The organism is Brevundimonas sp. VNH65 (assembly GCF_049445955.1).
Classification (GTDB): Bacteria; Pseudomonadota; Alphaproteobacteria; order Caulobacterales; family Caulobacteraceae; genus Brevundimonas.
In genome coordinates this window covers 210,439-229,342 of sequence record NZ_JBMSDX010000004.1, presented here as the reverse complement: position 1 = coordinate 229,342, position 18,904 = coordinate 210,439, and the positions used below count along the sequence as shown (strand labels likewise).

Below are 18,904 nucleotides of genomic sequence, written 5' to 3'. Positions count from 1 at the left end.
GACACAACCCGCCTTGCGGTCGCGATCATGTCCGGGGCCACTGAAGGCTCCCGAAGACCCGATCCGCTGGTTCGATCAGGCCGAAGGCCGCCGTCCTCAGGGGATGGCGGTCGGGCAGGCCGCGCTTCAGCTCCGATAATCCCCGTTGATCTCGATATAGCCCTTGGTCAGGTCGCAGGTCCAAACCGTGGCGGCCGCCCGGCCGGAGGCGACGTCGACGGTGATGTCGATCTCGGCGTTCTTCATATAGGCGGTCATCTTCGCCTCGTCGTAGGTCGGCGAGGGCGCGCCGTCGACCGCCGCCTGGTGCGGGCCGAACCAGATGGCCAGGCGGTCGCGATCGACCGGCTCCTCGGTCTTGCCCACGGCCATGACCACCCGGCCCCAGTTGGCGTCCTGGCCGGCGATGGCGGTCTTTACCAGGGGGCTGTCGGCGATCGACTTGGCCAGCTTGCGGGCCGAGGCCGGGCTGGCGGCGCCGTTGACGGTCACCTTGACGAACTTGGTCGCCCCCTCCCCGTCGCGCACCAGCTGATGCGCCAGGTCGAGCATGACCCGGTCCAGGGCCGCGGAGAAATCCTTCAGCCGTCGGTCGCCCACCCGCCCGATGCGCGGCGCGGTCGAGGCGCCGGTGGCGAACAGCAGGCAGGTGTCGTTGGTCGAGGTGTCGCCGTCCACCGTCACCGAGTTGAAGGTGGTGCGCACATGCACGTTCAACAGGGCCTTCAGCACCGGCGGGGCGATGGCGGCGTCGGTTACGATGAAGGCCAGCATGGTGGCCATGTCCGGCGCGATCATGCCCGAACCCTTGGCGATGCCGGCGATCCGCACCTTCTCGCCGTCGATCTCGCACTCGGCGTAGGACCCCTTGGGGAAGGTGTCGGTGGTCATGATGCCCAGACCGGCCGCCGTCCACTGGTCGGTCGGATGGGCTTCGCCGTCCAGCTTCGTCTCGACCGCGTGCAGCTGGGCGGCGATCTTCTTGTCGTCCAGCACCACGCCGATCACGCCGGTCGAGGCCAGCATGACGTCGCGCTGGCGACATCCGAAGCGCTTGGCCACCTCGGACGCCGTGCGACGCGCGGCGTCGGCCCCGGCCTTGCCGGTGAAGGCGTTGGCGCATCCGGCGTTGACCACCAGGGCGCGCACGTCCTTGCCGCCGTCCTCGGCGTCCAGATGACGCCGGCACCAGTCGACCGGCGCCGAACCGATCTTGTGCCGCGTGAACACCCCGGCGCAGGTCGTGCCGCGCGCGAAGCGGAACACCACCAGATCGTCCCGCTCATGCTTGTAGAAGCCGGCGCGGGCCGTCGCGATCTCGACCCCTCCGACCGGCGGAATGGTCGGGAACGGCACCACCAGGGGCGACACCTTCAGGCCCGGCTTGCCGGGCGCTGCGGCCGTGGGCCTGGCCGCGGACTTGCCGGCCGGGGCGGGCGAGGTCGCCGCCTGGATCGAGCCCTTGATCGCCGCCGCCGTCTTCTCGAAGGCGCGTTCCAGCGTCTGGGCGGGGGTCTTGGCGGATCCGGGCTTCGGCGAGGTCTTGGAGGGCGTCTTCATGGGGCGGAGCCTGGAGCGGGGGCGGGCGTGGCGGCGGGCGGGGCGGAGGCCGGTTCGGGCGGGGCCGACGGCGGCGCGGCCATCAGCATCTCGACCTCGGCCTTGCCGCGCAGATCCTCCAGCAGACGGCGCACGCCCTCATAGGTCAGGTAGCGAACGATCTGCGGCCGCGCCTGCTCCAGGGTCGGCGGGCTTTCGCGACGCCGGTCCTCGACCCGCAGCACGGCCCAGCCCGCCTCGGTCTGGAACGGTCCGACCGTCGCCCCCGGCGGCGCCGTCCGCAGGGCGTTGGCGTAGGCCTCGGGCATCACGTCCAGGGTCGAATAGCCCAGGTCCCCGCCCGAAAACCGGGTCGCCTCGTCGATCGACCGCTCCTGCGCCACGGCGGCGAAGGCCGCGCCCTGGTTCAGCAGGCCGACCACCGCCTCGGCCTCGGGCCGGGTGCGCGACAGGATCAGCCGCACCCGGATCTCCTCCGAGGTGCGGGCCAGACGCAGCTGCTCCTGATACAGGGCCTCCACCCGCTGGTCGTTGATGCGGCCGTTGACCTCGTTCTCGACCAGCATGTCGCCGAGGATGCGTTCCTTGGTGGCCTGCAGCCGGCGCTGGGCCAGCGGCGAATTGTCCAGCCCCCGCCGCTCGGCCTCCCGGGCCAACAGCTTCTGGTCCACCACTTCGTCCAGCACCCGGCGGAACAGCTCGGAGGTGACGTCCAGCGGCTCGCCCTCGCCGACCAGACCCTGGGCCACCGCCTCGCGCTTGACGTCGGACGCCCAGACCGTCTGGCCCTGGACGCGGGCCACGGCGCGGTCGCCGGGCTCGGGCGGACGATCCGCCTCGCCGCCGCCGCCGCAGGCCGCCAGGACCAGCGTGGCCGCCAGCATCAGCGCCGACAGGGCCTGCGAAACGGCGGGGCGGGGCGCGCGGATCGGGTTCACGAACAGCCTCCTCGGCTCGGGCGGAAAAGACCCCTCGCGTTGACAGGGATAGGGTCGGTGCTTAAGTCCCGCCTGCGCCCAAGTCGAGGGGTTTTCGACCATCTGCGCGGCCCTTTGGCGCGCCCGCGCGGCGCGGCGGACCGCAGGTGGAGAATGCCGCTTTCCGGCGCGCCCCATCGCTCTCGTCCCGGGTCCTCGACCCGGCGTCGGTCCCGCCTCATCAGAGCCCTTCGGACGCTCGACCGCCTTCGGAATCCTAATGCTCGGCTTCGCCAAGAAACTGTTCGGCTCCTCCAACGACCGCAAGGTCAAGGACTTCATGAGCCGCGTCCAGAAGATCAACGCCCTCGAGGACAAGTTCGCCGCCTTCTCCGACGACGAACTGCGGATGATGACCCAGACGTTCCGCGACCGTCTGGAAGCCGGCGAAACCCTCGACAAGATCCTGAACGAGGCCTTCGCCGTGGTGCGCGAGGCGGCCAAGCGCACCCTGGGCCAGCGCCACTACGACGTTCAGCTGGCCGGCGGCATGATCCTGCACGAGGGCGGCATTTCGGAAATGCGCACCGGCGAGGGCAAGACCCTGGTCGCCACCGCGCCCGTCTACCTGAACGCGCTCGAGGGCAAGGGCGTCCACGTCATCACCGTCAACGACTATCTGGCCCGACGCGACGCCGAACAGATGGGTCGGATCTATCGCTTCCTGGGCATGGAGGTCGGCGTCATCGTCAACGGCCTGTCGTCCGGCCAGCGCCAGGCGGCCTACGGCGCCGACATCACCTACGGCACCAACAACGAATTCGGCTTCGACTATCTGCGCGACAACCTGGTCTATGACCGGGCCGAGATGGTGCAGCGCCCGCACCACTACGCCATCGTCGACGAGGTCGACTCCATCCTGATCGACGAGGCGCGCACGCCCCTGATCATCTCCGGCCCGACCGAGGACCGCTCCGACTTCTACCGGATCGTCGACGTGCTGGTGAAGGAGCTGATCCAGGACAAGGCCACCTTCGATCTGGACGAGAAGCAGAAACAGTCCCTGCTGACCGAGGAAGGCTCGGAACGCATCGAGGAGATGCTGATCGCCGGCGGTCACCTGGCCGAGGACACCACCGGCCTCTATGACGCCGCCAACATCACCCTGGTGCACCACGTCAACCAGGCCCTGCGCGCCAACACCCTGTATGCGCGCGACAAGGACTACATCATCAAGGGCGGCGAGGTCGTCCTGATCGACGAATTCACCGGCCGCATGATGACCGGCCGCCGCCTGTCCGAAGGCTTGCACCAGGCCATCGAGGCCAAGGAAGGCGTCCAGATCCAGCCCGAGAACCAGACCCTGGCCTCGGTCACCATCCAGAACTACTTCCGTCTCTACACCAAGCTCTCGGGCATGACCGGCACGGCCGCGACCGAGGCCCAGGAGTTCATGGACATCTACAAGATGGACGTGATGGAGGTGCCGACCAACCGCCCCGTCCTGCGCATCGACCACGACGACGAGGTTTTCCGCACCGAGGCCGAGAAGCTGAACGCCATCTGCGCCCAGATCGCCGACTGCCATGTGCGCGGCCAGCCGATCCTGGTCGGCACGGTCTCGATCGAGAAGTCCGAGACCCTCTCGAAGATGCTCGACACCTACGAGCACAAGACCGAGGTGTCCCGCACGCTCAAGCCCGAGTTCGCCGGCAAGGACAAGGAGGCGGCCAAGGTCGGCGACGCCGCCTATGACATCAAATGGCGCACCGAGTTCAAGGGCATCCCCCACAGCGTCCTGAACGCCCGCCAGCACGAACAGGAAGCCTATATCGTCGCCGACGCGGGCCTGCCCGGCGTGGTCACGATCGCCACCAACATGGCCGGTCGCGGCACCGACATCCAGCTGGGCGGCAACCTGGAGATGCGCCTGCAACGCTGGTCCCAGGAACAGCGCAACATGGCCGTCGAGGTCACTCCGGCCATGCACGAGGCCAAGGAGGCCGAGTTCAAGGCCGAGATCGCCGTGGCGCGCGAACAGGCCCTGGCCGCCGGCGGTCTGTTCGTCCTCGGCACCGAGCGTCACGAGAGCCGCCGCATCGACAACCAGCTGCGCGGCCGCACCGGCCGTCAGGGCGATCCCGGCGTGTCGAAATTCTTCCTGTCCTGCCAGGACGACCTGCTGCGCATCTTCGCCGGCGACCGGCTGGACGCCATCATGCGCAACTTCGGCGTGGCCGAGGGCGAGGCCATCAGCCACCCCTGGCTGAACCGCGCGGTCGAGACGGCCCAGAAGCGGGTCGAGGCCCGCAACTACGACATCCGCAAGAACCTTCTGAAGTACGACGACGTCGTCAACGACCAGCGCAAGGCCATCTTCGAACAGCGTCAGGAGTTCATGGACTCCACCGACCTGTCCGACATGGTCACCGAGTTCCGCCAGGACGTGATCTCCGACCTGGTCGAGCGGTTCATGCCGCCCAAGGCCTATGCCGAACAGTGGGACATCGATTCGCTCAAGGACCGGGTCCAGAACATCCTCGGCCTCGACCTGCCGCTGCACGACTGGGCCGCCGAGGAAGGCGTGTCCAACGAGGAGGTCGAGGAGCGCATCCAGGCCGCCGCCGACGCCCGCGCCGCCGAACGACTGGAGCTCATCGGCGCCGACCAGACGCGCGGGATCGAGCGTCAGTTCCTGATGCAGCAGATCGACATGTCCTGGCGCGAGCACCTGGTGCATCTGGACCATCTGCGCGGCGTCATCGGCCTGCGCGGCTACGGCCAGCGCGATCCGCTGCAGGAGTACAAAACCGAGGCCTTCAACCTGTTCGAGGGTCTGCTGCACGAACTGCGTCAGAACGTCACCCGCTGGCTGATGACCGTCGAGTTCCGCTTCGCCCCGCCGCCTGAGCTGGAAATGCCCGAGTTCCAGGAAATCCACCTGAACCCCGGCACCGGCGAGAACGAGATGCTGAACCCGGCGTCCCAGAATCCCGAAGGTCAGTTCACCGGCGACGATCGTTCGCGCCTGCCGGTCGAACTTCTGCCTGTCGGCTGGGAGCGCACCTCGCGCAACGCCGACTGCCCCTGCGGCTCGGGCCGCAAGTTCAAACACTGCCACGGTGCGCTGATCTGAGGCGCTGACGCGCCGCGCCATGCTCGGCTCGCCTTCCCTGCCTGTCGCCTTCGTGACGCATCGGCCGGCCCGCGCTAGGGTCGGCCGATGTCGTTCAAGCCCCTCTTCTCCCGCGCCCTGTCCCTGGCGCCCGGCCGTCTGCATTTCGCGGCCCACAGCCATCATCTCTGGCCGGACGTCAGCTTCGACGCCCAGCAGGCCGCCTGGGACGATGCGGCGCGGCATGCCGATCGCAAGTGGGACCTGATCTTCGGCGAGATCGTGCCGGAGGCGCAGGGGCACGTCGCCCGTGAGCTGGGCCTGCCCTCGTCCGACAGCGTCGTCTTCGCGCCCAACACCCATGACCTGCTGGTTCGGCTGGTTTCCGGGCTCGACCGGACGCCGGCGCGCATCCTGTCCACCGACGGCGAGTTCCACTCCTTCCGCCGTCAGGCCCAACGCTGGGAAGAGGCCGGTCAGGCGGTGGTCGAGCGCGTGGCCGTCGAACCGTTCGCTGACTTCGCCGACCGCTTCCTGGCGGCCGCGCGTCGAGGCGGCCATGACCTGATCCTGGTCAGCCAGGTCTTCTTCCGTTCGGGACGGGTGTTCGACCGCCTGGCCGAACTGGCCGCCCTGGCCCGGCCGGACGGGCCCTGGGTCGTCGTCGACGGCTATCATGGCTTCATGGCCCTGCCGACCGACCTGTCGGGGCTGGCGGACCGGCTGTTCTATGTCGCGGGCGGCTACAAATACGCCATGGCCGGCGAGGGCGCCTGTTTCCTCCACGCCCCGCCGGGCTTCTGCCCTCGACCGGTCATGACCGGCTGGTTCGCCGAGTTCGGCGATCTGGAAGGGCCTGCGGGCGGCGTCGGCTATCGCGCCGACGGCGGACGGTTCTGGGGGGCCACCTTCGACGTCTCGGCCCTCTATCGCTTCAACGCCGTGCGCCGCCTGCTGGACGACCAGGGCCTGACCACCGCCGGCATCGCCGACCATGCACGCGGACTTCAGGCGCGCTTCGCCCAGGCCCTGGGCGACGGCGATTGCGGGCCGCTCAGCCACGCCGAAGCCCTCAATCCGATCACGGACGATGCGCCGCGCGCCCGCTTCCTGGCTTTGCGCCATCCCCAAGCCGCCGCCTGGCGCGCCGCCCTGCTCGAGCGCGGCGTGGTCACGGACGTCCGCGACGACGTGATCCGTTTTGGCTTCGGCCTCTATCAGGATGACGCCGACGTCGAAGCCCTGGTCTCGGCCTGCGCGGCGCTGGACTGATCCCGCCCGATCTCTGGCGACGTCAGTAGAAGCGGGTGTCTTCCTCTTCCGGCGGCCGGGGACGGCTGGGTTCCCGCTTGGCGGGCGCGGGGCGGGGCGTGGGCCGCTCCAGCCGCGACGGCGGCGCCGGTCGCGCGGCCGGGCGTTCCGCCGGGGCGGGTGTCGGCGTCGCTGCGGGCGGGGTCGCGGCCTCAGGCGCCGGGGACGGCGCGGGGCTGGGGCCGAGCTGCGGATAGGGCAGGGGCGCGGGTAGGGGCGTCGCCGGAACCTCTTCGACGTCGGGCTCCAGCGGCAGGGCCGGCGCCGCGTCCCGGCCGATGGCGTCCGGCGCGTTCAGTTCGTCGCGGACGAAGGCCCACGACCGGCGGTCCGAACAGGCGCAGGCCCGCAGGAAGCCCTCGCGGTCGCGCCAGATCACCATCGGCCACCGCACCTGCACTCCAGCCCGGCCCAGCTCGCCGGCCAGATCACGGGCGAAGCCTGCGCCCGCGCCCGCCACCGCGCTGCGGGCCAGATTGCCGTCGGCCGGAGCCAGGCCCGGCGCCTTCCAGCTTCCGGGCGCGCTCGCCAGCCATTGCTGCAGCAGGCGCGGATCGCGCCCCAGCCACAGCTCGGCCAGGGCCGCGCGATCGGCGGCCGTACCCTGCGGGCGACCGTCCTCGCCGGCCGGCAGGAAGGCGACGACCCGCACCTGGGCGCCCGCTGCGCGCAGCTTGGCGCCCTCTTCCCCCAGCCAGCCGCGCAGGGCCGGATCGGTCGGCGCGCCGATCACATAGACGGCCGGTTCGCCGCCCTCGGTCTCGGAAATCCATGACGACTGGGCCAGCAGCCGTTCGACCTCGCCCTGGTTGCGATCGATCGTCACCGGCTGGAACCGGGCGTAGAAATGGCCGTAGGCCCAGACCCCGGCGATGGCCAGCACCAGGCCGATCAGGGCGGCCAGGCCCGACCAGATCAGAAAGCGGCGCATGCGGCGGCGGTCCTACTCGGCTGTCGTCGTGTCAGGGGCATCGGGCGGCGGTCGTCGTCATCGTCACGCCCTTGTAACGCGGGAAACGCCGCCGCGTCGCCCCCGGTCGCCCGATACGCGATCTTGGATGGGCTGCGACCCGCCCCATATGGGCCTGATGACCACGCTTTCCATTCTCGACCTCGCCCCCGTGCCCGAAGGTTCCGACGTCTCCCGGTCCCTGGCCAACACCGTCGATCTGGCGCGTCACGCCGAACGCCTGGGCTTCAACCGCTACTGGCTGGCCGAGCACCACAACATGCCCGGCATCGCCTCGGCGGCGACCGCGGTGGTCATCGGGGCGGTGGCGGCGGCGACCCGGTCGATCCGCGTCGGCGCCGGCGGGGTCATGCTGCCCAACCATGCGCCCCTGGTCATCGCCGAACAGTTCGGCACCCTGAACGCCCTCCATCCGGGCCGCATCGACCTGGGGCTCGGTCGCGCCCCGGGCACGGATATGGCCACCGCCCGCGCCCTGCGTCGCCATCTGGACGGGGACGTCGATCGCTTTCCCGAGGACGTCATGGAGCTGATGCAGTGGTTCGCCCCGGCCCAGGACGGCCAGCGCATCCGCGCCAATCCGGGCGAGGGGCAGGACGTGCCGATCTGGATTCTGGGCTCGTCCACCTTCGGGGCGCAGCTGGCCGCCCACCTGGGTCTGCCCTACGCCTTCGCCAGCCATTTCGCGCCGCAGGAACTGGATCGGGCTCTGGACGTCTATCGCTCGACCTTCCGGCCGTCCGATCGGCTGGACCGCCCCTATGTCATGCTGGGCTACAACGTCTTCGCCGCCGAGACGGACGCCGAGGCCCGCACCCTGTTCAGCTCGCTGCAACAGGCCTTCGTCAACCTCCGCTCCGGCCGGCCCGGCAAGCTGCCGCCTCCGGTCGCCGACTATGAGGCGCGCCTTGATCCCGCCGCGCGCGGCATGATCGACGCCGCCCTGGCCTGCAGCGCCGTGGGTTCGGCCGAGACGGTCAAGGCGCGGATCGACGCCTTCATCGGCCGCACCGGGGCGGACGAACTGATGGTCACCAGCCAGATCTGGCATCACGCCGCCCGCGTTCGCTCGATCGAGATCCTGGCCGAGGCGACGGGGCTGGCGGCCCAGACCGAAATCGGCTGAGTGGGACGCCGTCCAACACAGCTCAGATTTCGGTCCAGCCATCCCTGGGGCCTGATTCACGGCATCGGCGGGATCGCGGAGCGATTCCACCTCAACCGATCAGGCTTTAGATTCCGACCCGCCGCTCGACCTCGGCGAAATGCGCGGGCCAGGTCGGGGCGGCGTAGGCCGGCGCCTTCGGCCGCTTCCGCGTCGCCGCCTCCAGCGCCGACAGCCAGGCCGGACCGTCCAGCGGATCGATCAGCCGGGCGTGGCCGACCAGTTCTTTATGGGCCGCGATGTCCGAGGCGATCAGCGGAATCCCCATCGCTGAGGCCTCGACCGCCGGCAGATCGAATCCCTCCACCGACGACGGCGCCAGCACGGCCCGCGCCCCCGCCATCAACCGCGCCAGGGCCTCGTCGCCCAGGCCGGCCGCCTGATGCACCCTTCCCTGAAGCTGGGGCGACCGCTCGAAATGGTCGAGCACGGCCTCGTTCTCCCAGCCCCAGCGCCCGACCAGCACCAGTTGCGGCGTCGCCTCACCCATCCGCTCGCACAGCCGCCGCCACACGGTCAGCAGGAAGGCCAGGTTCTTGCGCGCCTCGATGGTGCCGACATGGACGAAATACGGCCGCGCCGTCTGCGCCGGCGCCGTGACCTGGAACCCCGGCTCCAGCCCCAGGTGGATGGCGTCGATCGGCGGCGGCGTCAGGCCCTCGGCCTCGGCGAACCGCCTCAGCTCCAGCCCCGTGTATTCGGAGTTCACCAGGATGCGGGACGCGTGGGTCAGGGCGTTCAGCACGCGGACGCGGTGCTTTGCGTCATCGCCGGGCCGACAGTATTCCGGATGGGTGATGGGGATCAGGTCGTGCAACAGCACCACCGACGCCACGCCCCGCGCCTTCAGCGAGGTCAGGATTTCCGGCGTGTTCAGGCTGGTGTGGCCGACGTTGAAATAGGACCGGCCGGTCGGGATCTCCGTCGTCTTCTGCGACCTGAGGAACTGACGCATCACCCTCAGCCGTCGCCGGGGCGCGCTGTCGGGTCGGCCCGGCTCGATCACGGGGCTGCGCAACGAGACGCGGCCGGTCGTCTCGGCGTTCAGAACGGCGAAGAGTCGAGCCTCATCTTCGGAGACCGATACGGGGCCGGACGGCGCCCCGCGCGTCCACCGGCGCCGCAGATCGCGCACGACGTCGGCGAACCAGTCGGCGTCCACGGCGACCAGCCGGTCATGACGGCTCCGCACCGGGACCAGCCGCAGGTCGGGCCGGTCCAGCACCCATTCCGCATAGGCCAGACACACCCGATCCACCCCGGTCGGTGCGTCGCGTTCGGTGCGGCTGATCAACCGGCTGGCGTCGAAAAGGATGTCGGTCGTCATTCGGCTTCGGTCTCGCGGGGCCCGCGCTCCGCGTGGGGATCAGGCGATATAGCCCGCCTGCATCAGTTCGGCGACGTGGATGATGGCCGTCGGCCTCTGGTCCTCGACCACGAAGACGTTGGAGATCTTGTTGGCGGTTAGCATGTCGACGACGTCGCTCATCCTCTGGTCCGGATGGGCCGTGATCGGCGTGCGGCTCATGATGTCGGTGGCGGCGACCGACGAGGTGTCGCGGGTGAAGGCGCGGCGGATGTCGCCGTCAGTGATCATGCCGGTCATCGCCCCGTCTTCCGCCACCACGGCCACCGCGCCCTTGCGCCCCTCGGTGATGGCCGAAACGATCTCGGCGAAGGTGGCGCTTTCGGGCACGCTGGGCGGCGGAGAATAGACGTCCCCCATCCATTCGCGGACGCTTTGCAGACTCATGCCCAGCGACCCGCCCGGATGGTGCAGGCCGAAATCCTGGGCCGTGAATTCGCGCCGGTCCATCAGCACCATGGCCAGGGCGTCGCCGAGGGCCAGGGTCATCAGGGTCGAGGTCGTCGGCGCCAGGCCGTTGGGGCAGGCCTCGGCCACATTGGGCATCACCAGGGCCACTTCCGACATCCGCGCCAGCAGGCTGTTCGGTCTCTGGGTCATGCCGATGACCGGAATGCGGTTGCGCTGGCAGAAGGTCAGGGGGTCGCGCAGTTCCCGGCTCTCGCCCGAGGCCGAGATCGCCAGCAGCGTCGTGTCGTGGCGCAGCATGCCCAGGTCGCCGTGGCTCATCTCGGCCGGATGGACGAAGAAGGCGTTGGTGCCCGTCGAAGCCAGGGTGGCGGCGATCTTGCCGCCGATGTGGCCGGACTTGCCCATGCCCGTGACCACCACATAGCCGGGCCGCGACAGGATGACGTCACAGGCCCGGGCCAGCCCGGCGTCGATCGACCGCTCCAGCGCCTGCAGCGCCTCGATGTTCAACTGGGTGACCTGACGGGCCCGGTCGGTCATGGCGGCGACCTGTTCGGGGGTGGAGGACTGGATATCGGGGAACATGAAACTTCCTGGAAGACGGCCCGTCGTTCTGCGCCATTCGGTCGAGTCTGTCGTCCGGCGCGCGAGCCTTTCTGATTTTCCGAACGAATTGCGCCAATCCTCGGCTGTGCGCAATGGCGAGGCCGCGACGGCTTTCCGCTCAACCTTTGCCGTGTTCGTGCGTTCCTATCGCCGGGGAGCGCCGCTGCATCATGGAGAAATCATGCCGAGCCTGACCGGATCGTCCGTCACTGACGTCCTGGAGACCGCGCCGCGCCGCCTCGCGCCGCCGCCGCTTCCGACCGGCCGTGCGGCGATCTTCCTCGACATGGACGGCGTTCTGGCGCCCCTGGCCCCCACGCCCGAGGCGGTCGTGGCCGATCCGCGCCGCACCGCGACCGTGACCCGTCTGGTCGCGGCCCTGGGCGGGCGCGTCGCCGTTCTCAGCGGCCGGACCCTGGATGAGATCGACCGCATCGCCGACGGCGCCTCTCCGGCGGCGGCGGGGGTCCACGGCCTGACCCGGCGCCGCGCCAACGGCGATCGGATCGACATTGAGGCCGCGCCCGGCGTCGCCGCCGCCGAGGCCGAACTGACGGCCTTCGCCGAGGATCGTTCCGGCCTGATCGTCGAACGCAAGGGCGTCTCCGTCGGCCTGCACTACCGCGCCGGCCCGCGGCACGAGACCGACGCCCTGGCCGCCGCCCGCGACATCGCCGAGCGGCACGGCCTGCGCGTCCAGCCCGGCATACTGGTGGTCGAGCTGAAGACTCCCGGCGCCGACAAGGGCACGGCCCTGACCGCCTTCATGCAGGAGGCGCCGTTCATGGGCGCCACCCCGATCATGCTGGGCGACGACCTGACCGATGAGCACGCCTTCGCCGCCGCCGAGGCCCTGGGCGGCTTCGGCGTCCTGGTCGGGCCGCCGCGCGAAACCCGCGCTCGCCACGGCCTGGCCGATCCCGACGCCGTGCTGGACTGGCTGGACCGCGTCTCCGACACCCTGGAAGCCGAGGGAGACGCCGCATGATCACCGATCCCCGCCCCTCGCTCGATCTCGCCCCGATCGGCAACTGCGCCATCAGCGCCCTGATCGACCGCTCCGGCCGTTTCGTCTGGGCCTGCGCGCCGCGCGTGGACGGCGATCCGGTCTTCTCGGCCCTGATGGACGGCGACGCGCCCGACCACGGCTTCTGGTCCGTGGAACTGGACGGGTTAAAGCGGGTCGATCAGGCCTATGTCCGCAACACCCCGGTCCTGCGCACCGTCCTGACGGCCGAAGACGGGGCGGCGGTCGAGATCATCGACTTCGCGCCCCGCCACCTGAAGCACGGCCGCACCTATCGACCGCTGGCCTTCGGGCGGATCATCCGTCCGCTGGCCGGATCGCCGCGGGTCACGATCCGTCTCCGCCCCGCCGCCGACTGGGGCGGCCGTCGCGCCGAGGCGACCTCCGGCTCCAACCACATCCGCTACATCTGCGCCGACCTGACGATGCGGCTGACCACCGACTGCCCGGTGTCGCACGTCCTGGCCGAACGCACCTTCCGGCTGGAGCGGCCCTACAGCTTCTTCCTCGGCCCCGACGAAGGCTATGACCAGGAGGTCGGCCCCGGCGTCCAGGCGGCGCTCGACCGCACCGTCGCCTACTGGCGCAACTGGGTCCGCACCCTCTACATCCCGCTCGACTATCAGGAGGCCGTGATCCGCGCGGCCATCACCCTGAAGCTGTGCGTGCACGAGGAGACGGGCGCCATCGTCGCGGCCCTGACCACCTCGGTGCCCGAGTTCCCGGAAAGCGGCCGCAACTGGGACTACCGCTACTGCTGGATCCGCGACGCCTACTACACGGTCCGCGCCCTCAACCGACTCGGCGCGGTGGACATCCTCGAGAACTATCTCGTCTATCTGCGGAACCTCGTCGATGACGCCCAGGGCGGCCACGTCCAGCCCGTCTACGGCGTCGGGCTTGAACCCGGCATCGGCGAGCGCATCGTCGAGAGCGTCGAAGGCTATCGCGGCATGAAGCCCGTCCGCGTCGGCAACCAGGCCCACGAACATCTCCAGCACGACGTCTACGGCCAGATCGTCCTGCCCCTGGTCCAGAGCTTCTACGACAGCCGCCTGATCCGCCCCGGCACGGTGGACGACTTCCACGCCCTGGAGCGGGTCGGCGAACGCGCCTTCGCCATGCACGATCAGACCGACGCCGGCCTGTGGGAGTTCCGCACCATAGCCCGGGTGCACGTCTATTCCTCGGTGATGTGCTGGGCCGCCTGCGACCGCCTGGCCAAGGCCGCCGACCATCTGGGCCTGCGTGAGCGGGCCGAGACCTGGCGTGATCGGGCGGATATCATCCGTGAACGGATCGAACGTGAATCCTTCCTGCCTGATGAAGGCCGTTTCGCCGCCAGCTTCGGCGGTCGTGAGCTGGACGCCTCCCTGCTGCAACTGGTCGATCTGGGCTTCCTCGACGCCCTCGACCCACGCCAGGTGGCCACCTTCGACGCCATCGAACGCGATCTGAAGAAGGGCGCCTATCTGTTCCGCTACGTCGAGCCCGACGACTTCGGCGAGCCGGAAACCGCGTTCAACTTCTGCACCTTCTGGTTCATCGAGGCCCTGCACCAGAACGGCCGCATCGAGGAGGCGCGCGAGATCTTCCAGGAGATGCTGTCGCACCGCACCCACGCCGGCCTGCTCAGCGAGGATCTGGCGCTGGAGACGAACGAGCTCTGGGGCAACTACCCCCAGACCTATTCGCTTGTCGGCATCATCAATTGCGCGGTCCTGCTCAGCCGCTCCTGGACGGACGTGCGCTGACGCCGCCGATCACCTGTCATCACAGTTCGATCACGACATCGCGTTGCATCCAAGGCCAAGCTTGTGCGTTTGACGGGCCATGCCTCGTCTTATCGTCGTCTCGAACCGCGTCTCCGCGCCGGTCGATCCTGCCGCGGGCTCCGCAGGCGGGCTCGCCATGGCCCTCTCCGCCGCCCTGAAGGCCTATGACGGCCTGTGGCTCGGCTGGTCTGGCGACACCGTCGAGACCTTCACCGGCGAGCCCAAGTTCGAGGACCGCGCCGGGGTCCAGGTCGCCCTGGTCGATCTGGAGGCCCAGGACGTCGAGGAATACTACAACGGCTACGCCAACAAGACGCTCTGGCCCCTGTTCCACCATCGCGTCGATCTGACGGCCTATGAGCGGTCCTACGGCGAGGGCTACGAGCGGGTGAACCGCCGCTTCGCCGAGGTCCTGGCGCCCCTGGTCCAGCCTGACGACCTGATCTGGGTCCACGACTATCACCTGATCCCGATCGCCTGGCACCTGCGCCGCCTCGGCGTCACGAACCGGATCGGCTTCTTCCTGCACACGCCCTGGCCGGTGCGCCAGCTGCTGGTCACCCTGCCGCACCACCGGCGGCTGGTCGAATCCATGTTCGCCTATGATCTGGTCGGCTTCCACACCGAGGAGTGGCTGGATCTGTTCCGCGACTATGTGGTGTCCGAGGCGCGCGGCGAACTGGACGGCGAGGGCGGGCTGGAGTGTTTCGGCCGCCGGGTCCAGACCGGCGTCTTCCCCATCGGCATCGACGTGGACGGCTTCCTGGCGGCGCGGGATTCGCCGCTGGGCGTGCGTACCTACGACCGGATGGCCGCCTCGTCCGCCTTCCGCTCGATGATGGTCGGGGTCGACCGGCTCGACTACTCCAAGGGGCTGGAGGAGCGGATGGTCGGCTACGAACAGTTCCTCCAGGACCATCCCGAAAAACATGGCGACGTCTTCCTGGTCCAGGTCACGCCCATCAGCCGCGACGAGGTCGACGCCTACCAGGACATCCGCGCCCGGCTCGACGCCCTGGCCGGCCGGATCAACGGCGAGTTCGCCGACATGGACTGGCAGCCCATCCGCTATCTGAACCGGACCTATCGCCGGGACCAGCTGGCGGGCATCTATCGCGCCGCCCGGCTCGGCCTGGTCACCCCCCTGCGCGACGGCATGAACCTGGTCGCCAAGGAATATGTCGCGGCCCAGAATCCGGACGATCCCGGCGTCCTCATCCTGTCGCGCTTCGCCGGCGCCGCCGAACAGATGGGCGAGGCCCTGCTGGTCAATCCGTTCAGCCGCGAGGAGCTGTCCGACGCCATCCACAAGGCCCTGACCATGCCGCGCGAGGAACGCATCCGGAAATGGAAGGCCCTGATGCAGGTGGTGCGCGACACCGACGTCTCGGTCTGGCGCGACGCCTATGTCGCCGCCCTGCGCGCCGCACCGGTGGCCGCGAACGGCGACGAGGCCGGATCCCGATCCGCGCGGCCCGACGCCGCCTGAGCCCGGCTCAGTCCGGGAACCGTTCGACGTGGGTCTCCCCGGTCCGTGCGACATAGAGCGCCCGCCGGCCGGGAGCGGACACCAGATAGTCGGCGCATCCCGCGGCGGCCGCCTTCTGTCGGAACCCCGGATAGGTGTAACCCGGCGCCCCGGCCTGGGCCTCGGCGATGGCGGCGCGCAGCGCTCCGGCGTCGAACGCTTCGGCCACCGGCGGCGGTTCGAACGGCGCGGCCAGTTCGAACGCGCTCCCGTCCGCGCGATAGTAGGCCGCCCGGGCGCGGCGGAAGTCGACGCGATAGCTCTCGACCCCCGCCGCCACCAGGGCGCCGACGATCTCGGGAAAGCTCATCGCGCCCGTCTCGGCGGCGTCCAGGCAACGGCGGGCGACATCCACGACCTCGTCGGTCATCCTCATCTCCCTCACGCCGCGCGCGTCAGGGCGACGTCCCCGTCGCGGGCGTCGGCGCGGATCTTGGCTGGCCGCTGGTTCAGTCGCGCGATATAGCGGTCGAACACCGGACTGTCGGGCAGATGCCGGCGTCCCCACATCAGGGCGCTGCCGATGATGACGTCGGCGACGGTGAACCGGTCGCCCATCAGCCACGGCCCCTCCCACAGCGCCTCGATCAGGCGGTCGCACACCTGGTCATAACGCCGCCGCGCCAGGGGGTCGGCGTCGATCTCGCCGCTGATGGCGCTCCAGAACGCCGGCTCCATCTCGCCCGAGGCCCAGAACATCCAGGTCAGCAACCGCCCGCGCTCGGTCGATCCGACCGGAAATCCCAGTCCGGCCTGCGGATACAGGCCGCTCAGATAGACGGCGATGGCGCCGGATTCGGTGATCAGGGCGCCGTCATGCGTCAGGGCCGGAACCTTGCCGTCCGGATGCGGATTGCCCGGATCCCTCGCGCCGGTCCCGTCGCCTCGAACGATGTCGCAATAGCGGATGTCGCAATCGGCCCCCAGTTCCTCGACCAACCAGACCAGTCGCGACGACCGCGACCACGGCGCATGAAAAAGCGTCAGCATGGGCTACCCTCCTTGGGCGCTATCGCTCGCGACGCGGTCGCTCGCTGCATCAGCGCAAAGCCGCCGAGCCCTCCCCGGCGACAGGGATTGATTACTGCCACCCTGCTGCCAGCATGCTGTCAGCAGCGTAGGTTCAGAGTGGTTTCCACGCCGCGATGACGGTCGAAAAACGAGGAAGGAATGCGCTCATGCAGCGCGCGCTGTCGCCCGAAGAAGTGGGAAGCGCGCTCAAGCAGCGAGCCGCCGCGCGGCGAGCGATAGCGCCAGAATTAAGGAAAGAACGCGCTCAAGCAGCGAGCGACCGCGTCGCGAGCGATAGCGCCCAAGAGATGTCATGAGACGCGCCGACCGCCTGTTCCAGATCGTCCAGCTGCTGCGCCGCAGCTCGCGCCCCTTGACGGCTGAAGCCATCGCCGTGGAGCTCGAGACCTCCAAACGCAGCGTCTATCGCGACATCGCCGCCCTGATGGGTCAACGGGTGCCGATCCGGGGCGAGGCGGGCATCGGCTATGTGCTGGACGGCGGCTTCGACACGCCGCCCCTGATGCTGACCTCCGACGAGATCGAGGCGGCGGTGCTCGGCGCCCAGTGGGTGGCCGGACGCGGCGATCCGGCCCTTGCGCGCGCCGCCCGCGACCTGATCGCCAAGATCGCGGCGACCGTGCCAGATCGCCTCCGTCCCGTGGTGCTGGAGCCGGCGGTCAGCTCCGGCCCGGTCTGGAAGCCGGCGGAGGCCGATCGACTGGACATGGGCCAGGTCCGGGCCTGGATCCGCGCCGGCCGCAAGCTGCGCCTCGACTACGCCGACGAACAGGGCCGCGAGAGCCGGCGCGTCGTCTGGCCCATCCTGGTCGGCTATCGCGAGACGACCCGCCTGCTCGTCTGCTGGTGCGAAACACGCGACGACTTCCGCACCTTCCGCACCGACCGGGTTCGCGACGCCGTCTTCCTCGACGACCGCTACCCGGCCCGCCCCGCCCAGCTCCGCGCCCGCTGGACGGCGATGATGGAGGCCGAACACCGCGCCTACCTCTCCCGCACCGACGCCCACGCCCCCTGATTGGACTTGTCCTGTCGGGAGAGGTTCGGTCACCCCCCTTCCTTCTCCCGGTTGGGAGAAGGTGGCCCGCAGGGCCGGATGAGGGGACGGTTTGGAGTTCGGCGCAAGCCGTCGCACCGCCCGTGATGCGGCTTCGCCGACCCCACCGTCCGTCCCCTCACCCTTGAGCGCCAGAACGACGGCTGCGCCGCCGTGCGCTCAATCCCTCTCCCAACCGGGAGAGGGAGGAGTCTGGCAGAGGGCGGTCTTCCATCACACTTCAACACCCGGATTCGCTGATTTCCCTCACCTTTCCCCAAAACATGTGGCCCTCTTCCGGGCGCAGGTGAGACCTGCCCCATAATACCCCCACTCCGCCGCACGGGAGGGCCGTCGGCCGGCGACCTGCGGGCGGTGGAGGCGAGACAGCGGGGGCGGGGTCTGGTCACACGGGCCTCGCCGCCTCGACCGCGGAGGGGAACCTTTTCGGAGCCGAGGCTGGGTCGGAGTTGAAATCCCGACCGTTCCGGGGATCGGCCGCGCCGGCCGACCCGCCCGCCGGGGGGCTATTCGACGCCGGCGCCAATCAGCGCCCCCCGTCGCTCCTCCCGTCCAGGTCCCGCGCGGAGCGACATCAGGCCTTCGTCGAAAACGGTACTTCTATCCTACAGACCGGGCGAGGCCCGGCGCTCCGCCCCTCCCGCACCCTTCAGGCCCCCGCCGTGAAGCCGACGACGCACGCCTTCTCCTCCCCCTCTTGGGGGAGGGGGACCGCGAAGCGGTGGAGGGGGGAAATCCCCCCGCCTGGAGAAGGATCGCACGCGACCCGACGACCGGACCGCGAAGCGGTGGAGGGGGAAACCCACACCCACTCCCGTCACGCTCGGGCTTGTCCCGAGGGCCCATCCCGACCGCTGCACGAGCTGCTGCGATGACGTGCGTCCCCGATCTACCGCTCCACCGCGCGCATCCATGGGTCCTCGGGACAAGCCCGAGGATGACGAAAAGGGCTGGACGGAGCCCGACGGCTCCCCTTGCCCGTCAGTAGATCTCGAACAGGCCCGCTGCGCCGCCGCCCGAAACGCCAGCGTTTCGGGTCGACATTCCTGGTGATGGGCGCGGCT

Annotated in this window: 14 protein-coding genes; 7 read left to right on the top strand and 7 right to left on the bottom strand. The window is 69.7% G+C overall.

What is annotated here, in order from left to right; genetic code table 11:
- Nucleotides 1-126: 126 nt before the first annotated feature.
- Together argJ and ACO2Q1_RS09450 are read right to left on the bottom strand one after the other, a co-directional pair.
- Nucleotides 127-1,560 carry a bifunctional glutamate N-acetyltransferase/amino-acid acetyltransferase ArgJ gene (gene argJ, locus ACO2Q1_RS09455; protein WP_423329254.1) on the bottom strand — a complete coding sequence of 478 codons (1,434 nt, stop codon included), beginning with the start codon at nucleotides 1,558-1,560 and terminating at the stop codon, nucleotides 127-129.
- Nucleotides 1,557-2,444 carry a foldase protein PrsA gene (locus ACO2Q1_RS09450; RefSeq protein WP_423329295.1) on the bottom strand — a complete coding sequence of 296 codons (888 nt, stop codon included), beginning with the start codon at nucleotides 2,442-2,444 and terminating at the stop codon, nucleotides 1,557-1,559. Before ACO2Q1_RS09450 ends, argJ begins: the two co-directional genes overlap by 4 nt.
- 313 nt (nucleotides 2,445-2,757) lie before the next feature.
- Between ACO2Q1_RS09450 and secA the strand changes: the two genes are divergently transcribed.
- Both secA and ACO2Q1_RS09440 read left to right on the top strand, forming a co-directional pair.
- Nucleotides 2,758-5,613, top strand: a complete 2,856-nt coding sequence (secA, locus tag ACO2Q1_RS09445; protein WP_423329253.1) for a preprotein translocase subunit SecA — start codon at nucleotides 2,758-2,760, stop codon at nucleotides 5,611-5,613.
- Nucleotides 5,614-5,700: 87 nt separating this feature from the next.
- Nucleotides 5,701-6,864 (top strand): aminotransferase class V-fold PLP-dependent enzyme, encoded by a 1,164-nt coding sequence (locus ACO2Q1_RS09440; RefSeq protein WP_423329252.1) that lies wholly within the window; start codon nucleotides 5,701-5,703, stop codon nucleotides 6,862-6,864.
- Between the two features lie 22 nt (nucleotides 6,865-6,886).
- Here ACO2Q1_RS09440 and ACO2Q1_RS09435 read toward each other — a convergent pair whose 3' ends face one another.
- On the bottom strand, nucleotides 6,887-7,834 hold the full coding sequence (locus tag ACO2Q1_RS09435) for a hypothetical protein (RefSeq protein WP_423329251.1): 948 nt from the start codon (nucleotides 7,832-7,834) through the stop codon (nucleotides 6,887-6,889).
- Nucleotides 7,835-7,991: 157 nt separating this feature from the next.
- Between ACO2Q1_RS09435 and ACO2Q1_RS09430 the strand changes: the two genes are divergently transcribed.
- Nucleotides 7,992-8,999 (top strand): LLM class flavin-dependent oxidoreductase, encoded by a 1,008-nt coding sequence (locus ACO2Q1_RS09430; RefSeq protein ID WP_423329250.1) that lies wholly within the window; start codon nucleotides 7,992-7,994, stop codon nucleotides 8,997-8,999.
- Nucleotides 9,000-9,105: 106 nt separating this feature from the next.
- On the opposite strand, the gene ACO2Q1_RS09425 is transcribed toward ACO2Q1_RS09430, so the two are convergent.
- Nucleotides 9,106-10,365 carry a glycosyltransferase family 4 protein gene (locus tag ACO2Q1_RS09425; protein ID WP_423329249.1) on the bottom strand — a complete coding sequence of 420 codons (1,260 nt, stop codon included), beginning with the start codon at nucleotides 10,363-10,365 and terminating at the stop codon, nucleotides 9,106-9,108.
- A 39-nt stretch (nucleotides 10,366-10,404) separates the two neighbouring features.
- Entirely contained in the window at nucleotides 10,405-11,400 is a 996-nt protein-coding gene (locus ACO2Q1_RS09420) for a KpsF/GutQ family sugar-phosphate isomerase (protein WP_423329248.1), read from the bottom strand.
- A gap of 202 nt (nucleotides 11,401-11,602) precedes the next feature.
- Between ACO2Q1_RS09420 and otsB the strand changes: the two genes are divergently transcribed.
- The 3 genes from otsB to ACO2Q1_RS09405 all read left to right on the top strand — a co-directional run bounded on the left by otsB (nucleotide 11,603) and on the right by ACO2Q1_RS09405 (nucleotide 15,712).
- Nucleotides 11,603-12,409, top strand: a complete 807-nt coding sequence (otsB, locus tag ACO2Q1_RS09415) for a trehalose-phosphatase (RefSeq protein WP_423329247.1) — start codon at nucleotides 11,603-11,605, stop codon at nucleotides 12,407-12,409.
- On the top strand, nucleotides 12,406-14,202 hold the full coding sequence (locus tag ACO2Q1_RS09410; RefSeq protein WP_423329246.1) for a glycoside hydrolase family 15 protein: 1,797 nt from the start codon (nucleotides 12,406-12,408) through the stop codon (nucleotides 14,200-14,202). The genes otsB and ACO2Q1_RS09410 overlap by 4 nt, the downstream gene beginning before the upstream one ends.
- A 79-nt stretch (nucleotides 14,203-14,281) precedes the next feature.
- Nucleotides 14,282-15,712 (top strand): alpha,alpha-trehalose-phosphate synthase (UDP-forming), encoded by a 1,431-nt coding sequence (locus ACO2Q1_RS09405; protein WP_423329245.1) that lies wholly within the window; start codon nucleotides 14,282-14,284, stop codon nucleotides 15,710-15,712.
- Nucleotides 15,713-15,719: 7 nt separating this feature from the next.
- Here the strand turns inward: ACO2Q1_RS09405 and ACO2Q1_RS09400 are convergent, their stop codons facing one another.
- Together ACO2Q1_RS09400 and ACO2Q1_RS09395 are read right to left on the bottom strand one after the other, a co-directional pair.
- On the bottom strand, nucleotides 15,720-16,121 hold the full coding sequence (locus tag ACO2Q1_RS09400) for a DUF1398 domain-containing protein (protein WP_423329244.1): 402 nt from the start codon (nucleotides 16,119-16,121) through the stop codon (nucleotides 15,720-15,722).
- Nucleotides 16,122-16,132: 11 nt separating this feature from the next.
- Nucleotides 16,133-16,741 (bottom strand): glutathione S-transferase family protein, encoded by a 609-nt coding sequence (locus ACO2Q1_RS09395; protein WP_423329243.1) that lies wholly within the window; start codon nucleotides 16,739-16,741, stop codon nucleotides 16,133-16,135.
- Between the two features lie 334 nt (nucleotides 16,742-17,075).
- On the opposite strand from ACO2Q1_RS09395, the gene ACO2Q1_RS09390 reads away from it, so the two are divergent.
- Nucleotides 17,076-17,801 (top strand): helix-turn-helix transcriptional regulator, encoded by a 726-nt coding sequence (locus ACO2Q1_RS09390; RefSeq protein WP_423329242.1) that lies wholly within the window; start codon nucleotides 17,076-17,078, stop codon nucleotides 17,799-17,801.
- The last annotated feature ends 1,103 nt before the right edge of the window (nucleotides 17,802-18,904 follow it).

Bases quoted from the DNA above. Each gene is read 5' to 3' on its own strand.
- argJ (WP_423329254.1), bottom strand. From the start codon at position 1,560: ATGAAGACGCCCTCCAAGACCTCGCCGAAGCCCGGATCCGCCAAGACC.
- ACO2Q1_RS09450 (WP_423329295.1), bottom strand. From the start codon at position 2,444: ATGCTGGCGGCCACGCTGGTCCTGGCGGCCTGCGGCGGCGGCGGCGAG.
- secA (WP_423329253.1), top strand. From the start codon at position 2,758: ATGCTCGGCTTCGCCAAGAAACTGTTCGGCTCCTCCAACGACCGCAAG.
- ACO2Q1_RS09440 (WP_423329252.1), top strand. From the start codon at position 5,701: ATGTCGTTCAAGCCCCTCTTCTCCCGCGCCCTGTCCCTGGCGCCCGGC.
- ACO2Q1_RS09435 (WP_423329251.1), bottom strand. From the start codon at position 7,834: ATGCGCCGCTTTCTGATCTGGTCGGGCCTGGCCGCCCTGATCGGCCTG.
- ACO2Q1_RS09430 (WP_423329250.1), top strand. From the start codon at position 7,992: ATGACCACGCTTTCCATTCTCGACCTCGCCCCCGTGCCCGAAGGTTCC.
- ACO2Q1_RS09425 (WP_423329249.1), bottom strand. From the start codon at position 10,365: ATGACGACCGACATCCTTTTCGACGCCAGCCGGTTGATCAGCCGCACC.
- ACO2Q1_RS09420 (WP_423329248.1), bottom strand. From the start codon at position 11,400: ATGTTCCCCGATATCCAGTCCTCCACCCCCGAACAGGTCGCCGCCATG.
- otsB (WP_423329247.1), top strand. From the start codon at position 11,603: ATGCCGAGCCTGACCGGATCGTCCGTCACTGACGTCCTGGAGACCGCG.
- ACO2Q1_RS09410 (WP_423329246.1), top strand. From the start codon at position 12,406: ATGATCACCGATCCCCGCCCCTCGCTCGATCTCGCCCCGATCGGCAAC.
- ACO2Q1_RS09405 (WP_423329245.1), top strand. From the start codon at position 14,282: ATGCCTCGTCTTATCGTCGTCTCGAACCGCGTCTCCGCGCCGGTCGAT.
- ACO2Q1_RS09400 (WP_423329244.1), bottom strand. From the start codon at position 16,121: ATGACCGACGAGGTCGTGGATGTCGCCCGCCGTTGCCTGGACGCCGCC.
- ACO2Q1_RS09395 (WP_423329243.1), bottom strand. From the start codon at position 16,741: ATGCTGACGCTTTTTCATGCGCCGTGGTCGCGGTCGTCGCGACTGGTC.
- ACO2Q1_RS09390 (WP_423329242.1), top strand. From the start codon at position 17,076: ATGAGACGCGCCGACCGCCTGTTCCAGATCGTCCAGCTGCTGCGCCGC.